The sequence below is a fragment of the Wohlfahrtiimonas sp. XWW7 genome, assembly GCF_056716055.1.
The window spans coordinates 2228678-2244897 of sequence record NZ_CP168032.1 but is presented as its reverse complement, the minus strand read 5'-3'; the positions used below and the strand labels follow the sequence as shown (position 1 = coordinate 2244897).

Sequence of the window (16220 nt, the reverse complement as noted above, 5' to 3'; positions counted from 1 at the left end):
ATAATTATTTTAATATGCTTACATAATTTGTATAATTTTAAAGATGTTTATCGAAAATAAACATATATAACTAATAACACATAAAATATCTAAAGGATAACTATGAAACATAATGCAGGTTTTACTTTAATCGAATTGATGATTGTTGTTGCAATTATCGGAATTTTATCTATGATCGCTCTACCTGCTTACCAAGATTATACAAAGCGAACATATGTTGCGGAGGGATTGGCATTAGCAAAATCAGCGATGAATGCAGCAACAGAAAGTTATGCAAGTAATGGAAAATGGCCAAACACTAACGCAGAAGCAGGATTGGTTGCTGCGAACAGAATCACAGGTACAGCATTAATGGGGGTAGCTGTTGCAGCTAATAATGGTGGGCAATCAGGCGCTCATGTTGTTCTATGGTTTAATGATAAAGTGACTGTGCCTGCAACTGGAATTCCTGGTCCAGGAATGTTACCTAATAACCCACCACATCTTGCAGATATTAGTTATTCTACAACAGCAGGGAATACCATTACAATTAACCAAGTATCTGGTGCTAATGCAGGTAGCATAGTTTGGCAATGTGATAGAGTGGGGCGAATGATCCATATGAAATGGTTGCCAGCGACATGCCGAGCAACTGCTCGATAATATTGATAGCAATCTGCTAGAATCCACAGCTATATATAAAAGCAGTGAATAACGGATCAACTATGGCAGAGCAAAACTCGAAATCTTTATACAGCGCACTTTGGGCATCCGCAGATATTCTGCGTTCAAAAATGGATGCCAACGAATATAAAAACTATTTATTGGGCATTATTTTTTATAAATACTTATCAGATAAAATGCTCCATTATGCAGTGGATCAGTTAGAGGAAAAGGCTGAAAACCTCGCGGATTCGCAAATGATTTATGCAAAAGCATATGCTGATCCCGAAATTCATGAAGACTTAAAAGAAGCATTGAAAGATGAGTTCTCTTATGTGATCGAACCGCAATATACATTTACGCATTTAATCCATGAAGTTTTTACTCAAACATTTCAGTTAGAAAGCTTACAGCAAGGCTTTCGTAATATTGAGCAATCCTCAGAAGCGTTTGCAAATTTATTCCAAGACATTGATCTCTATTCTCGTAAATTAGGATCAACGCCACAAAAGCAAAATGAAACCATTTCAGGCATTATGAAAGAATTGGCAGAGATTGATTTTGCGGGTCATTCAGGTGATATTTTGGGCGATGCTTATGAATATATGATCGGGCAGTTTGCATCAGATTCAGGTAAAAAAGCAGGGGAATTTTATACGCCACAACCTGTTGCGGAATTGATGACCAAAATTGTGATTCATGGCAAAGAGCATCAGAAAGGTTTCAGCGTGTATGATCCTACAATGGGTTCGGGCTCATTAATGCTCAATATTAAAAAAGAGACAAAAGAACCGAATACGGTTCTATATTTTGGGCAAGAGATCAATACATCCACTTATAACTTAGCGCGCATGAATTTAATGTTACATGGCGTGCCGATTGCTAATCAGTATTTGAATAATGCCGATACATTGGATGATGATTGGCCAACAGAAGAGCCGACAAACTTTGATGGCGTGTTGATGAATCCACCATATTCAGCAGATTGGAGCGCAGTGAAAGGCTTTTTAGATGATGTACGTTTTGCGCCTTATGGCGTTTTAGCGCCTAAATCTAAAGCGGACTTTGCATTTTTGTTGCACGGTTTTTATCACTTAAAATCCAGCGGTACAATGGCGATTGTATTACCGCATGGCGTTCTGTTTCGTGGCGGTACGGAAGAGAAAATCCGTAAAAAATTATTAGAAAATGGGCACATTTATGCGGTGATCGGCTTACCATCGAATATCTTTTTCAATACTTCCATCCCGACAACCATCATTGTGTTAAAGAAGGATTATGATCAGCGTGATGTATTGTTCATTGATGCTTCTAGCGAGTTTGAAAAAGTCCGCACGCAGAATATTTTGACCGAAGAGAATATCGCGAAGATTTTGGATACTTATATTCATCGTAAAACGATTGATAAATATAGTTATGTGGCGAGTTTTGACGAAATTGAGGAGAACGAGTTTAACCTCAATATTCCGCGCTATGTGGATACATTTGAGCCTGAGCCTGAAATTCCATTAGCGGATATTTCAGCGAATATGATCAGCGTGAATGCAGAGTTAAAAACGGCAGAACAAGATCTATGTGCAATGCTCGGCGAACTCGTTGGCACAACGGACAAAGCCAATGATGAACTCGAAGCCTTTAAAGCAATGCTTAAAGGTGATCACAATGGCTAAAACAGAATCCCATATCCCAAAGCTCCGCTTCGCTGGCTTCACTGATCCTTGGCAGAGGTCGAATTTTAAAACAATATTTCAAATTAAATCAGGAACTACTCCGAGTAGAGGTAATTCTAATTTTTTTGAAAATGGGGATATTAATTGGATTAAAACAACAGATTTAAATAATTCAGTTTTGCATGAAAGTAGCGAAAAGGTAACAAGTACAGCATTATTGGAGTCAGGATTAACGATTTATCCTCCAAATACTATTTATTTAGCAATGTATGGTGGATTTAATCAAATAGGCAGAGTCGCTTTAATGGTTAATGAATCTACATGTAATCAGGCATTATCTGCATTATTACCTAACAAATATATTGCACCTAAGTTTTTATTACCATTTTTAGTACTAAGTACTAATAAGTGGAAAAGATTTGCTGCAAGTAGTCGTAAAGATCCAAATATTACTAAATCAGATGTAGAGAGTTTTATTTTTCAATATCCAATATTGGAAGAACAAATCAAAATTGGGGATTTTTTCCAAAAAATCGACCAAGTGATCGAATTGCAACAAAAAGTACTTGAAACCGCGCAAGATTATAAAAAATCAATGTTCCAAAAGATGTTCCCACAAAAAGGCGAGAAAGTACCAAAAGTGCGCTTTGATGGGTTTAGTGGGGATTGGGAGGAGAAAAAACTAGGTGATATTGCAAAAATTACGATGGGACAATCGCCTGATAGTGCAAATTATACTGAAAATCCTCAAGATCATATTTTGGTACAAGGTAATGCTGACTTAAAAAAAGGTTATGTTGTTCCAAGGATTTATACAACACAAGTAACAAAAAAAGCAGATAAAGGCGATATTATTCTTACAGTACGAGCGCCAGTTGGTGCAATAGCCTTTACTGATTTTGATGTTGTATTAGGTAGAGGAGTTGCAGGAGTTAAAGGAAATTTGTTTACTTATTACATATTAAAATTAATCAATATACTAGGAATCTGGGAAAGATTTAGCAGTGGATCAACTTTTGATTCTATTAATTCTAATCAAATTAAACAGATTGATATATTAGTTCCGAAATTAGAAGAACAGCAGAAGATCGGGGCGTTTTTTCAGAAGTTGGATCAGCAGATTGAGCAGCATGAGAAAAAATTAGAAAGCTATCAAAGCTTGAAAAAGGCGATGTTGCAGCGGATGTTTGTGTAAAAGATGAATGTTTCACGTTGTAGAACAAAAGTAAGAGGTTAAAATGTTTGCAAAGATTATGGGTTTATTAGTAAAACCAAAGCAAGAAAGTTTATATAGCTTATTAAATGTATCAGACTATGAGGATAACATTAAGGCTAATAAGTTGAAGAAACTTATTAATACTATTGATGAGTGTAATTCAAATGATTTCAATTATGTTGTGTCAGAATTGTTACAAAAAATGGGATATAGCACTCAAATTATTGATGGTAAAAATGATAAAGGGATAGATATTATCTGTTTTAAAGGTGATAAAAGATTAATTGCCGTTCAATGTAAAGCATGGAATCCGAAAAGAAATACTGAACAAATTAAGAAAGAAACTGTTCAAAGCTTTAAAGGTGCAACAACTAAAGATTATCAATGTTCATTATTTTTTACGACGCATTATTTCACAGATCCAGCATTAGAAGTTGCTGATGATTCTATAATTTTAATCGATCGTAAAAAATTCTTTGCATTATTAGCTAAATATTTTCCTGAAGCAATGGCTGATAGTTATTATGAATATTCAATAGCGGATCTTTGTGTATGTACGCAATGCCGCCATGGAAAACTTATTAAGCTCTTTTCTACTAATTCTCATAAGTATTACCATTGGTGTGAAAGTTGTGGTGAACGTATTTATAATCTTTAAGAAAGCCATTAAGGAAAAAAGAGAATCATGGTTAAATTTACGAAAGAACAGAAGCTCGAAGAAGATTTGATTAATCAGTTGATTTCTGGGGAATCCCAATGGAATTATCGTAAGGATTTACGCACAGAAGCTGATTTATGGGCGAATCTTAAAATGATTTTAGAGCGCAATAATCGTGCGGTGCTCAAAGATAAAATGCTGACAGCGCAAGAATTTAACCAAATCAAAGCACAGCTCACTTTCCCAAATTTCTACGAAGCTGCTAAATGGTTATCGGGCGAAAATGGTATTGCTAAAGTTCAAGTACAACGTGAAGATGCAAGCCTTGGCACAATCCGCTTGAATGTGATCAATCGTGCCGATATTGCAGGCGGTACAACGGTTTATGATGTCATTAATCAATTCACAAGCTCACAAGATGAAGGCAGAGAAAGACGTTTTGATGTGACGATGTTGATCAATGGTTTGCCGATGATTCATGTGGAATTAAAGAACCGCCAGCATCCTTATATGGATGGTTTTAGGCAAATTAAAAAATATCTCAAAGAAGATAAGTTTAAAGGAATTTTTTCATCCACACAGATGTTTGTGGTGAGTAATGGTACAGATACGCGTTATATCGCTTCAAGCAGTCATAAACATTTGAATGAAAAATTTTTAAGTAAATGGGTGGATAATAATAATCAGCCTGTGAATGATTATTTAGCTTTTGCCAAAGATGTATTATCAATTCCTGCGGCACATAAAATGGTGACGCAATATTCAATTACAGATAGTGCCAAAGAGTCTTTGATTTTATTAAGACCGTACCAAATTCATGCCATTGAGGCTGTCAAAAATGCATCGAGATTACAGGAATCTGGCTATGTTTGGCATACAACAGGTTCAGGAAAAACATTAACATCGTATAAAGTTGCGTGTAATCTATTGCAAATCCCTGCGATTGATAAAACGATTTTCATCGTAGATCGTGTGGATTTGGATCAACAAACCACGAGCTCATTTACTTCATATGCAGAGTTTGATCCCATCTCTATTGATGAAACAGATAATGTTAAAGATTTAATTAAGCGATTATCCAGTGATGATCGTACGGTTGTTGTGACAACGATCCAAAAGCTTAATCATTTAATGAAGCGGATGGATGAGGAAGATTTATCTGATAGAACGAGAAAAACATACGAGAAAATTCAAAATTTAAAAGTTGCTTTCATTGTGGATGAATGCCACAGAGCTGTGACGCCACAAAAGAAAAAAGAGTTGGATCAGACTTTTAGATATGCGCTATGGTACGGCTTTACAGGCACACCAATTTTTGGTGAGTTAAAGAAAGTGACAACAACTGCTATGTTATACAGCAGTGTGCAAAATCAACCGACAGAACAAGATTCTGATCGCTCTTGTCTGCACCAATATACGGTGAAAGAAGCGATCAATGATGGTGCAGTGCTCGGTTTTCATGTGGAATATAAGCATACATTGCAGGATGATATGATTGATGAGATTGTTGCACATCATCATCCCACTAAAAATTTTGCGGGTTTATCAGATCAAGAAGCTAGAATCGCCAAAGAGAAACTCATTCCTAAAAGTGTGTATGAATCGAAAGATTACCACTTAAAAGTGATCGATTCCATTATCAATCAATCGAGAAGTAAGTTGGGTTTTACAACGGAAAATGGGATTGGTAAAGCTTATGGCGCAATGTTGACTGTGTCGAGCATTGCAACAGCTCAAGCTTATTATGATCTATTTAAAAGTGTGATGGCAGGGAATGAAACTGTGACTGTGAGTGAACGAACCAAAGCAGTTTTGCCTGATTTTCCTAAGATTGCCATTACTTATTCGATCTCTGAAAATGAAGAAAGCTCCATAGATAATCAAGCCAAAATGGCAGAATCGATCGCGGATTATAATGCCATGTATGGCACGAATTATGCTTTGGAAAATATGCGTGCTTATAATCAAAATGTGAATGCTCGTTTGGCGCGTAAAAGTGAGCGTTATCAGAATAGAGCAGAACAAATTGATTTAATCATTGTTGTGGATCGTTTATTGACTGGGTTTGATGCGCCTTGTATCTCTACATTGTTCATTGATCGCCCGCCGATGAGTGCACCTAATATCATTCAGGCATTTTCTCGTACGAATCGTTTATTTGATCAAGATAAAACATTCGGACAGATTGTGACGTTCCAAACTCCAGAGCTTTATACGGAAGCCGTGAATGATGCACTGTATCTTTACTCCAATGGTGGTGAAAATTATGTGTTAGCGCCGAGCTTTGAAGAAGCTGCTGAGAAACTGTCTGAATCTTTAAATCAGTTGAAGCAGATCGCAGAAACGCCAGAGGCGATTGATGATCTATTGATTGAAGAAAAACGTCAGTTTGCTAAGGCATTTCAAGAGCTAGATAGAGCAATGAGTGCGATTAAGGTTTATTACGAATTTCAGCCTGAGATGTTGTCTGAAACATTTGGTATTGCAGAAGGTGAGCTTGAAGAGTATCACGGTAAATATCAAAATGTATTGGATGAATTGCGAGCAGAGCCGAGTGATGATCCAGAACTTGAGCCTTTAGATATAGAATATGATTTACGCACGCATCATACAGATGAAATTAACTACTATTATATTTTATCGTTGATTCAGCGTTTTGTGCCGAAGGACAATAAAGACCCTGAGTTTCAATTTGAAAACTCTGAGAAATTTCATCAGGTGAATGAGTATATTGCAAGATTGCGCAGTGAGAATCCGAAGCTTGCGAATCTTATGGCGCAATTATGGCGCAATCTTCAAAAAAATCCTGACATTTATCGTGGTAAAAATATTAATGAATTGCTCAATGAGATGGTGCTGGAAACGGTTGATCATCTAGTGAATAGTTTTGCCAAACAGTGGGCTGTGCAAGTGGATGAATTACGTTTTATTGTGGATAATTTTAATCCCAGCAAAATGGATGAAGCTCAAATGGGTGAGGATGATTTAAGAAAAACGAGCGATTTTGAACACTATAAGGCAATCACAGATCAACCTGTGAGTAAGTTGCGATACAACAAAGCTGTGAAAGAGGCTTATACGAAAATGATTATAGAGGATGTTTTGCCATTGCGAGTTAAGGGCTAATAAGGAGAATAGAACATGAAGCAATATATCGGTTTTGGATTGATGATTTTAGGCATGCAATACGCATCTGCTAATGAACATATTATGAAAGATGCTTATCGTAATTACGATGCAGCTCAGAAATGCTATATGGGGATCAATAAAACAGACAATGGTATTGATAAATTTTGTATGAAGCTTCATGCGAATGAAACAGTCGCTAATGATCAATTTCAAAATCAGTTTAAAACATATTATTTAGCCATTGGTAATAATATGGAGGATTCACATGTTTCGACAGGCAATGTAGGGTTAATCATTGAGGATAATGGAGAAGGTTATGATAATCGTGTCATTGCACAGGAGAAATATATCAATGCAGGATCATCGGGTTATCCGCCGATAGACTATAAATTTAATAAAATTGGTTTTAATAGTTATGGATTTTTTACGGAAACTGGCTATACAGGACAAGGTGTCACGCAGGGTGGAATCTTAATTGTTGGTGATAATAATGATAAGATTTTCACCGCTTATATTCCGAGCTTTTATGATGATAGTGGCTTTGCAGGAGAAGAGGAGAGCGAGTCAATCAGCGCAACTTATAAAATTTTAAATAATAAACAGCAGCAAATTTATCCGATAGAAATGATCTTTAATGGTAATTATTCAGGTAAAGAATATCGTCAGAAATCTTATGTTTTACAATTTGATGCTCAACAACAGAAATATATTTTGCCAGCGGATTATCCGTTTGAAGATCCAGATAAAGAATATTCAGAGAGTATTAACGAAGCATTTCAAGGAAAGTGGGTGACGGATATTGCGTTATGTCACAACTCAACTATTGAGCATGATCAGCAATATTTATTGACAGTGAATGATAAGGTCATTGATTTGTCAGGATGGAATTTCGGTTATACAGCAACAGTTTTTAACTTGTCTACTAATACAGATAAAGAACTGAATGCAGATATTGAATATTCAACATTTTTTGAGGCTGAGAGTTCCCAAGGCATTGCGGACATTCAATTATCTATTCGAGAGAAAAATCGTTTGTTATTGGGCGATACTCAAACAGGAACATTATTTATCAATTGCTCAGTATTTAAATAACATGAGAGATTCACTCAAACAACGATTCATCGCAGGTTGTGATGAGAAAATCGAAAAGAAAGGCGACAATGTTGGCTTATCTTTCTATGCATTTTTTAAAAACAAAAATGATGAGCCTGAATTATTGATGGAAGCAGCTACTTGGTGGATCAAAACACACAAGCTCGATCACTTTGAGAAAGCCGTTAAAATTAAACAGCTTATCTTGAATGAGATGTAATTCATCAGTGTTAATTTCTTAAGATTGTCTATACAGGTTTTGAATTAATATTTTTCATACTCGCCATTTAGGGGCAAATTAGAGTACATTATTTGTCCATTTACCATCGTTTGGAAGCTAAACAATGAGATTACACAACGTAGAAGATCAGAAGTCTTTAACGCCTGAATTAGCGCTTTCGTTTTTAAAAGAAGGCAATAAGCGCTTTGTGGACAATTTAAAAGCCCACAGTAATTTATTAGAGCAAGTGAATGAGACCAAAGCAGGGCAATTCCCATTTGCGATCATTTTGAGTTGTATTGATAGCCGAACATCCGCTGAGTTGATCTTTGATCAAGGTTTGGGTGATATTTTCAGTGCGCGTATTGCTGGTAATGTGTTGAATGATGACATCATTGGTTCTATGGAGTTTGCATGTAAGTTGGCAGGCTCAAAGTTGATCGTTGTGTTAGGGCATTCTCATTGTGGTGCGATCACAGGCGCTTGTCGTGGTACGGAATTGGGGCATTTGACAGATCTATTGGCAAAAGTTAAGCCTTCTATTGAGTATGTTAAGGCACAGCATCAGGACTTAGATATTCTCTCTAAAGAAGGTGTGGATCAAGTGGCTTTCCATAATGTTGAATACACAATTGATCATATTTTGGAAAAAAGCACAGTTTTAAAGGATATGTATGAAGGCGGCGAAATTGGCATCGTTGGGGCTTTTTATAAAGTGGAAACGGGCGAAGTTGATTTTGTGAAAGAGATGTTTGTGCAGAAGTAGATTGATGATTTCATCCAAGGCAAAATGATGTAAAAAAGCGCTTATTCTAGCGCTTTTTTATCGCCTGTTTTGGATATATGTAATTTAAGTTTTAAATTTTATTTTTGGTGGTTTTACGGGTATAAAATATTTCCACATCTATATGATATCTCTACCAAAATGACAATTAATAATCTTTTAGATTCTTTGACATCTTCAGGCTACTATGTTTGGGATGATTTCTTTAATTTATCCGAAATCCAAGCCATTAAAAACAGCATTCCAGACGCATTACAAGAAGCTAAAATTGGCAATGGTGAATCATTACAGCTCAATACAAATGTTCGTGGCGATGTCACATTATGGTTGGATGATGATATGGGTGATCCCATTAAAAACTATTTTGATAAAATGGATGAAGTTCGCCAAGAGTTGAATGCAGGTTTATATTTAGGTTTGCGTGATTTTGAAACGCATTTTTGTCGTTATAAGCCAGGTGCTTTTTATCAAAAGCATTTAGATAATCCACAGTTAAAAAGCCGTCGAAAAGTGACAACCGTTTTATATATGAATGAAGATTGGCAGGCAGGCGATGGCGGTGAGTTGGTGGTTTATGATCGTGAGGATACAAGATTATTGGAGCTATCACCGAAAGCAGGGCGCATGATCTTTTTTATGTCGGAGCAGTTTCCTCATGAAGTTTTGCCCACCAATACTGTGAGGGAAAGTATTGCAGGTTGGTTTTTGAATGTTTAATTAAGCTTATATTGTATTTGGGCTGGTTCTGATTTATATTATTTCAATATTAATTGAAATATTGAATTATGGATAAAAAGTTAGCTGTTAAAATGTTTGAGTCCTTATCCTCTGAAATTAGGTTGGATATTTTTCGTTTATTGATGAAACAAGGTGATGCAGGATTAGTGGCAGGAGAAATCGCAGAGGCTTTGGAGCTACCAAACACTAATTTATCATTTCATTTGAAGGCTTTGGTGCATGCAGATATGCTTGAAGTTACACAAGAAGGGCGTTTTTTGCGTTACAAAGCAAAGGTTGATCAAATGCAATTTTTGATCAGCTTTTTAACGTCAGAATGCTGTGAAGGTCATCCTGAGCAGTGTTTTAATCAATCCTAAGTAATTAAGTAATCTACAAAATATAGGGCAAATATTTTTAGTTTGTTCTATATTTCAATATTAGTTGAATAGTTAAAATGAGAGAGTTTATATGAACGATAGAGTTGTGATTTACCATAATCCTGATTGTGGAACATCGAGAAATGTTTTGGCATTGATTCGTAATTCTGGTGTAGAACCAGAGATTATTGAATATCTGAAAAAGCCGCCTTCGCGTGAAGTATTGGTGAAGTTGTTAGCAGATGCGCAATTAACAGCGAGGCAAGCATTGAGAACCAATGTTACTGAATATGAGGATTTAGATCTGGGTGATGTCGCAATGGATGAATCAATGTTGATTGATTGTATGTTGAAGCAACCGATTTTGATCAATCGCCCATTCGTTGTAACGGCAAAAGGCACTAGATTATGTCGTCCATCGGAGATTGTGTTGGAAATTTTAGTGAATCCACAGCAAGCGCCTTTTTATAAAGAAGATGGCGAAAAAGTTGTGTAATGAATGAAGAGAGTTAGGAATTAATTATGTTATTGGCTTTGATAATTTTTATCGCAACCTTGATTTTAGTGATCTGGCAACCGAAAGGCTTAGGGATTGGTTGGAGTGCATCGATTGGTGCAGTGTTTGCATTGATATTTGGCGTGATACAGTTGCAGGATATTCCTGTGGTTTGGGGGATTATTTGGAATGCAACGCTAACATTCATCGCTGTCATCATCATCAGTTTAATCTTGGATGAAGCTGGTTTTTTCAAATGGTCCGCGCTGCACATTGCACAATTAGGTAAGGGCAGTAGCCAAAAATTATTCGTCTATTTGATTTTGTTGGGTGCTTTAGTGGCGGCATTTTTTGCTAATGATGGCGCAGCATTGATCATGACACCGATTGTGATGGCGATGTTGTTATCTTTAGGCGTTGGTAGAGCGACGACATTAGCATTTGTGATGGCAGCAGGCTTTATTGCAGATACAGCGAGTTTACCTTTAATTGTTTCAAATCTTGTGAATATTGTCTCTGCTGATTACTTTAACATTAGTTTTAGTCGATATGCTGCTGTTATGGTGCCTGTGAATATTGTCTCCATATTGGCGACGTTATCTGTGTTGTATCTCTATTTTCGTAAGGATATTGCGTTTAAATACACTGCCAAAGAGTTGCCCAGTCCAGATTCTGCCATTGCGGATCGTAAAACCTTTTTAGCAGGTTGGATGGTTTTACTGTTTTTATTGGTGGGATTTTTCGCATCAGATGCTTTGGGGATTCCTGTGAGTCTAATCGCGGGCATTGGTGCATTGGTGTTGATTGCCGTTGCATATCAAGGAAAAGTGGTGAATATCAAAAGTGTGATTATAGGCGCACCTTGGCAGATCGTTATTTTCTCTTTGGGCATGTATTTAGTTGTTTTTGGTTTGAGAAATGCAGGATTAACGGATTACATTACAGGATTATTGAACCAGTTTGCAGATCATAGTCTTTGGGCGGCAACCTTTGGTACAGGAATGTTATCGGCTTTCTTGTCTTCCATTATGAATAATATGCCAACTGTTTTAGTGGGTGTTTTATCCATTGATGCGAGTACAGCAACAGGATTGACGCAAGAGGCTATGGTTTATGCGAATGTGATAGGCAGTGATTTAGGGCCGAAAATCACACCAATTGGTAGTTTAGCGACGTTGCTTTGGTTACATGTGTTGTCACAGAAGAATCTAAAAATCACGTGGGGTTACTATTTTAAAGTGGGTATTGTATTAACTTTGCCAATTTTATTGATCACATTGGGAGCATTGGCTGTAAGAATGTCATTTTAATAGTGATATTTGAGAAATATTATCAGCATCGCTCTGTTTGGAGTGGTGCTGAATATATAGCAAATAACGCTAGTCAATTCTACAATTAATATCTTTAAACTAGTTTCGTTATGTTTAGATCATGGACATGAAAAAAGGGATTAACAATAATGTTAATCCCTTTTAATTTGGCTGGGCTACTAGGATTCGAACCTAGGAATGACGGGATCAAAACCCGCTGCCTTACCGCTTGGCTATAGCCCAATTGCTTAAGTCAGTGACTGTAAGAGCTGACAATTATAACGAATATATTTATTTCGTCAAGCATTAATGTGTTTAAATTTTACCCAATCATTAATCCTGTGTTCGCTTTGACTCGGATGGTTCGGTAAAGCGTCGAAGCTTCAGCTGTATTGTGTTTTTTGGCTCCGATCATGGATCCAACGTAACCTGCTATGAATCCTAAAGGAATTGTAATAATAGCAGGCACAGCTAAGTCAACTAAAGGTTTGCCGACAAAGATTGCATTACCAGTTTCTGACCAAATATTAGGACCCATTGCACCGAAAATTAAGCAAGAAATTACGCCTGTTGCGATGGATGCTACAGCGCCTGTTGAATTAAAATTCTTCCAATAAATGGTGTAGAGGATCACAGGTAAATTGGCAGAAGCGCCAATGCAGAAGGCAAATGATACTAAAAATGAGACATTCAAGTTCTGTGCAAACAGTGCCAAGATTATGGATAAAACAGCAATACCAATGGATCCTAAGCGCGCAGCTGCAACTTCTTGGCCTGCACTTAATTTACCATCTTTGATGATTTGCCCATAAATATCATGGGAAATGGCAGATGCGCCTGTTAATACTAAGCCTGAAACAACTGCCAAAATGGTTGCAAAAGCAACAGCGCTAATGAATGACATTAAAACTTCACCGCCTAAATATTGTGCCAACAATGGTGCAGCAGTATTGCCAGCTTTGCTCTCTGCCAAAATGTTTTCAATACCAACGAATTGCAATGCACCAAAACCTAAGAAAATGGTTAATGAGAAGAAGATGGTTGTAATCCATGTTGCCCAAGAAATAGAAGATCGTGCAGTTTTGGCATCTTTCACTGTAAAGAATCGCATTAAAATATGTGGTAAGCCAGATGTACCTAGCACTAAAGCCATCATCATGGAAACGGAATCAATGGAGCTTGAGTATTTAATGCCAGGAATTAAGAACTTTTCTCCATCTTCTCTCGCAATTGTGTCAAACATATTAGTGATGGAATAGCCAAATTTGCTGAAAACTAAGCCAGCCAATAAGCCTGTACCAAAGAGTAAAAGAGCAGCTTTAATGATTTGAACCCATGATGTGGCTGTCATTCCACCAAACAATACATACGTTGTCATCATGATTCCGACGATCAATACAGCGATCCAATAATCAATGCCAAACAATAGTTTGATCAAAGCACCTGCGCCTACTAATTGTGCGATCATGTATAAAATTACGATAATGATTGTGCCAGTTGCTGCTGTACCGCGTACTCGCTTCTCATTGAATCGCGAGATTAACATATCTGCCAAGGTATATTTACCTAAATTTCTCATAGGTTCTGCGATGACATAGAGCAATACAAGGTTTGCCACAACATAGCCAACAGAGAAAAAGAAGCCGTCAAATCCTGTTAAAGCAATAGCGCCAGAAACACCCAAAAATGCAGCAGCAGAGAGATAATCGCCAGCAATAGCAAAGCCATTTTGCCAGCCAGTTAAACCACCGCCAGCTGTGTAGAAATCTTTAGCAGATGTCATGCGCTTTGCTGCTATGTATGTCACAAATAATGTTAAACCAACGATTGCTAAGAAAAAACCGATTGAAATCCAACTCATGGTGCTTCCTCCAGTTTCATTTGTTGATATTCTGCGATCACATCAGCAATTTTTTGATCGAATTTAGCAGCTTGGCGAATGTAAAGTGTGCATAGAATGATGGTCATTAAAAAGAGGGCCGCGGAATAAAACCAAACGCCAGTAATTGCACCTATCAACGGTTTTTGCAAGACAGGCTGAAAGGCCAAAATTGGCAAGAGAATATAGATGAACAAAAAGCTTGCGGTGATGGAAAAAAGGAATAAATGTTTTTGTCGCACGACTTTATTAAAAGCGGGCATTTGTTCAATGATGATCAAGTGATCATTACTATATGCATGTAAATTCTGATCTATGTGATGTGACATAGATATCCTCCTATTAATTTTTATCAATATTATGCTTAAGCCATTTATTGTGAATAAAAAGCTGGATTCCTTTGGTTTTTTTGATCTATTCAGCACCACTCATTTTGGATTTATTATGATTCTTATAAATAAAGCATTTGTAATGCGTTATTTAAATTGGAGCTAATTTGTAGTATCAATGAATCCAAAAAATTGTCAAATTATTTTTAAAATAAGTGTTTGTTTTGTATAAAAATAATTTAAATTCAATTGGTTAAAATTTATTAAATTAATAGCGATATATTTTTAAAATACGTTTTATATATTAAATTCAATATTTAAATGTATATGCATGGATATTAAACATTTATATGCGATTTATTCAGTGTTTTAAGGTTATTTAAAGCTACAATTTAACAACAAAAATAATTATGTCTATATTTGAAATATGAGATCACTTATACTTTGTGAATAATGTTAAATAGATGGTGGAATTGACATGTCTGAATCAAAAGAAAACGTAACGCAAGAAAATCAATCTGGGAAGACGCAATGGCTGTGGCTGATTGGTTTATGTGTAGGCGGTGGATTGTCGATGTATTTATTGGCAAAAGTTACAAGAATGATAGGCCTTTGGGCTGGATTGGGTTAGTGAAAATCCATATAAAAAGTTATATAATACTCGGCTATATTTACTAATATGAGATCTCAATGTTAATCCTTGTAGTTATAATTTTAATTTCTATTGCCATTTCATTTGTTTGTTCAATTTTAGAGGCATCTCTGTTGTCTTTAACGCCAAGCTTTATTTCTCAGCAAAAGCTAGATGCGCCTGATTTATATCCTAAATTAAAAAAATTGAGAGATAAAATTGATCGCCCATTGGCAGCGATTTTGACATTGAATACGATCGCGCATACTGCAGGTGCTGCTGGTGTTGGTGCGCAAGTCACAAAATTGTATGGCAATACTTATTTGGGAATTGCTTCAGCGGTTATGACCGTATTGATTTTAGTTTTATCTGAAATTATCCCAAAAGTTTTGGGTGCAAAGTATTGGCGAGAATTATCAGGGCTTTTACCATCCATTTTGAATCCTATGATCATTATTTTGGCGCCATTCATTTGGTTGTCTGACATGATTATGCGTTTAATTGGTAATCATAAAGTGGATGTGAATTTAAAGCACGAGATTAAAGCATTGTCTGTGTTGGCAAAAGAGCTTGGGCAAATTGAAACTAAAGAACAGACAGTTATTTCTAATATTTTAGATTTAGGCAATATCAATTTAACCTCCATTATGACGCCAAGAGTTGTAACAACGTCAATCACTCCAGATATTAGCGTGGAAGAATTAAAGATATTGATCGATCAGAATCAATTCTCTCGTTATCCGATTGTGAATGAGAAAGAGGCGCCATTGGGTATATTTTTCCGACATGATTTTATCGATTTGGTTGAAACAGGCCAGTCTGTATTGGATTTATCAGAACCGCCATTAGTGTTGCCAGATACAACAAGTGTTAAAACTGCATTCAGAAAATTATTGGACCATAAACAACATATGGCGTTCATTTATGATGAATTTGGCAGTTGGTTGGGCGTGATTACGCTGGAAGACATCATTGAGAAATTAATCGGTGAAGAGATCGTCGATGAAACAGATATCGTTGTGGATATGCGTTTGCTCGCTAAAAAGCGCTGGGAAAGTCGTCAATAA

16 protein-coding genes and 1 tRNA gene are annotated in these 16220 nt (G+C 36.5%); 14 read left to right on the top strand and 3 right to left on the bottom strand.

Annotated elements, in window-relative coordinates:
* Positions 1–102 precede the first annotated feature (102 nt).
* From ACA100_RS10760 to ACA100_RS10705, 12 genes are all read left to right on the top strand, one after another.
* On the top strand, positions 103–642 hold the full coding sequence (locus ACA100_RS10760; RefSeq protein WP_481077710.1) for a pilin: 540 nt from the start codon (positions 103–105) through the stop codon (positions 640–642).
* 62 nt (positions 643–704) lie between these two features.
* The gene (locus tag ACA100_RS10755) at positions 705–2312 is read left to right on the top strand and encodes a type I restriction-modification system subunit M (RefSeq protein ID WP_481077709.1); all 1608 of its coding nucleotides are present in this window, start codon (positions 705–707) and stop codon (positions 2310–2312) included.
* A complete protein-coding gene (locus ACA100_RS10750; protein ID WP_481077708.1) occupies positions 2305–3507 on the top strand; it encodes a restriction endonuclease subunit S in 1203 nt (400 codons plus the stop codon). The genes ACA100_RS10755 and ACA100_RS10750 overlap by 8 nt, the downstream gene beginning before the upstream one ends.
* 43 nt (positions 3508–3550) lie before the next feature.
* Positions 3551–4186: a restriction endonuclease gene (locus ACA100_RS10745; RefSeq protein WP_481077707.1), complete on the top strand. Its 636-nt coding sequence runs from the start codon at positions 3551–3553 to the stop codon at positions 4184–4186.
* A gap of 27 nt (positions 4187–4213) precedes the next feature.
* A complete protein-coding gene (locus ACA100_RS10740) occupies positions 4214–7312 on the top strand; it encodes a type I restriction endonuclease subunit R (RefSeq protein WP_481077706.1) in 3099 nt (1032 codons plus the stop codon).
* A gap of 15 nt (positions 7313–7327) precedes the next feature.
* Positions 7328–8407, top strand: a complete 1080-nt coding sequence (locus tag ACA100_RS10735; RefSeq protein WP_481077705.1) for a hypothetical protein — start codon at positions 7328–7330, stop codon at positions 8405–8407.
* Position 8408: 1 nt separating this feature from the next.
* The gene (locus ACA100_RS10730; protein WP_481077704.1) at positions 8409–8627 is read left to right on the top strand and encodes a DUF6500 family protein; all 219 of its coding nucleotides are present in this window, start codon (positions 8409–8411) and stop codon (positions 8625–8627) included.
* A 124-nt stretch (positions 8628–8751) separates the two neighbouring features.
* Positions 8752–9393 carry a carbonic anhydrase family protein gene (locus tag ACA100_RS10725; protein ID WP_481077703.1) on the top strand — a complete coding sequence of 214 codons (642 nt, stop codon included), beginning with the start codon at positions 8752–8754 and terminating at the stop codon, positions 9391–9393.
* Positions 9394–9552: 159 nt separating this feature from the next.
* On the top strand, positions 9553–10128 hold the full coding sequence (locus tag ACA100_RS10720; RefSeq protein WP_481077702.1) for a 2OG-Fe(II) oxygenase: 576 nt from the start codon (positions 9553–9555) through the stop codon (positions 10126–10128).
* 68 nt (positions 10129–10196) lie between these two features.
* On the top strand, positions 10197–10508 hold the full coding sequence (locus tag ACA100_RS10715) for an ArsR/SmtB family transcription factor (RefSeq protein ID WP_481077701.1): 312 nt from the start codon (positions 10197–10199) through the stop codon (positions 10506–10508).
* 91 nt (positions 10509–10599) lie between these two features.
* Entirely contained in the window at positions 10600–11004 is a 405-nt protein-coding gene (gene arsC, locus ACA100_RS10710) for an arsenate reductase (glutaredoxin) (protein WP_481077700.1), read from the top strand.
* A 26-nt stretch (positions 11005–11030) separates the two neighbouring features.
* Positions 11031–12314 carry an arsenic transporter gene (locus ACA100_RS10705; protein ID WP_481077699.1) on the top strand — a complete coding sequence of 428 codons (1284 nt, stop codon included), beginning with the start codon at positions 11031–11033 and terminating at the stop codon, positions 12312–12314.
* A 168-nt stretch (positions 12315–12482) separates the two neighbouring features.
* Here ACA100_RS10705 and ACA100_RS10700 read toward each other — a convergent pair.
* The 3 genes from ACA100_RS10700 to ACA100_RS10690 form a co-directional block, all read right to left on the bottom strand.
* Positions 12483–12557, bottom strand: a tRNA-Gln gene (locus ACA100_RS10700).
* 79 nt (positions 12558–12636) lie between these two features.
* The gene (locus ACA100_RS10695) at positions 12637–14175 is read right to left on the bottom strand and encodes a solute symporter family protein (RefSeq protein WP_481077698.1); all 1539 of its coding nucleotides are present in this window, start codon (positions 14173–14175) and stop codon (positions 12637–12639) included.
* Positions 14172–14522, bottom strand: coding sequence for a DUF485 domain-containing protein (locus ACA100_RS10690; protein WP_481077697.1), 351 nt, complete (start codon positions 14520–14522; stop codon positions 14172–14174). Before ACA100_RS10690 ends, ACA100_RS10695 begins: the two co-directional genes overlap by 4 nt.
* Before the next feature lie 478 nt (positions 14523–15000).
* Here ACA100_RS10690 and ACA100_RS10685 point away from each other — a divergent pair, with 478 nt between their 5' ends.
* Together ACA100_RS10685 and ACA100_RS10680 are read left to right on the top strand one after the other, a co-directional pair.
* Positions 15001–15153 carry a DMT family transporter gene (locus ACA100_RS10685; RefSeq protein WP_481077696.1) on the top strand — a complete coding sequence of 51 codons (153 nt, stop codon included), beginning with the start codon at positions 15001–15003 and terminating at the stop codon, positions 15151–15153.
* A gap of 59 nt (positions 15154–15212) precedes the next feature.
* Positions 15213–16220 (top strand): CNNM domain-containing protein, encoded by a 1008-nt coding sequence (locus tag ACA100_RS10680; protein WP_481077695.1) that lies wholly within the window; start codon positions 15213–15215, stop codon positions 16218–16220.

What these genes read in the sequence shown, in the direction of transcription:
- ACA100_RS10735 (WP_481077705.1), top strand. Translation starts at nt 7,328, where the DNA reads ATGAAGCAATATATCGGTTTTGGATTGATGATTTTAGGCATGCAATAC.
- ACA100_RS10725 (WP_481077703.1), top strand. Translation starts at nt 8,752, where the DNA reads ATGAGATTACACAACGTAGAAGATCAGAAGTCTTTAACGCCTGAATTA.
- ACA100_RS10705 (WP_481077699.1), top strand. Translation starts at nt 11,031, where the DNA reads ATGTTATTGGCTTTGATAATTTTTATCGCAACCTTGATTTTAGTGATC.
- ACA100_RS10755 (WP_481077709.1), top strand. Translation starts at nt 705, where the DNA reads ATGGCAGAGCAAAACTCGAAATCTTTATACAGCGCACTTTGGGCATCC.
- ACA100_RS10730 (WP_481077704.1), top strand. Translation starts at nt 8,409, where the DNA reads ATGAGAGATTCACTCAAACAACGATTCATCGCAGGTTGTGATGAGAAA.
- ACA100_RS10715 (WP_481077701.1), top strand. Translation starts at nt 10,197, where the DNA reads ATGGATAAAAAGTTAGCTGTTAAAATGTTTGAGTCCTTATCCTCTGAA.
- ACA100_RS10690 (WP_481077697.1), bottom strand. Translation starts at nt 14,522, where the DNA reads ATGTCACATCACATAGATCAGAATTTACATGCATATAGTAATGATCAC.
- ACA100_RS10750 (WP_481077708.1), top strand. Translation starts at nt 2,305, where the DNA reads ATGGCTAAAACAGAATCCCATATCCCAAAGCTCCGCTTCGCTGGCTTC.
- arsC (WP_481077700.1), top strand. Translation starts at nt 10,600, where the DNA reads ATGAACGATAGAGTTGTGATTTACCATAATCCTGATTGTGGAACATCG.
- ACA100_RS10685 (WP_481077696.1), top strand. Translation starts at nt 15,001, where the DNA reads ATGTCTGAATCAAAAGAAAACGTAACGCAAGAAAATCAATCTGGGAAG.
- ACA100_RS10695 (WP_481077698.1), bottom strand. Translation starts at nt 14,175, where the DNA reads ATGAGTTGGATTTCAATCGGTTTTTTCTTAGCAATCGTTGGTTTAACA.
- ACA100_RS10720 (WP_481077702.1), top strand. Translation starts at nt 9,553, where the DNA reads ATGACAATTAATAATCTTTTAGATTCTTTGACATCTTCAGGCTACTAT.
- ACA100_RS10680 (WP_481077695.1), top strand. Translation starts at nt 15,213, where the DNA reads ATGTTAATCCTTGTAGTTATAATTTTAATTTCTATTGCCATTTCATTT.
- ACA100_RS10760 (WP_481077710.1), top strand. Translation starts at nt 103, where the DNA reads ATGAAACATAATGCAGGTTTTACTTTAATCGAATTGATGATTGTTGTT.
- ACA100_RS10745 (WP_481077707.1), top strand. Translation starts at nt 3,551, where the DNA reads ATGTTTGCAAAGATTATGGGTTTATTAGTAAAACCAAAGCAAGAAAGT.
- ACA100_RS10740 (WP_481077706.1), top strand. Translation starts at nt 4,214, where the DNA reads ATGGTTAAATTTACGAAAGAACAGAAGCTCGAAGAAGATTTGATTAAT.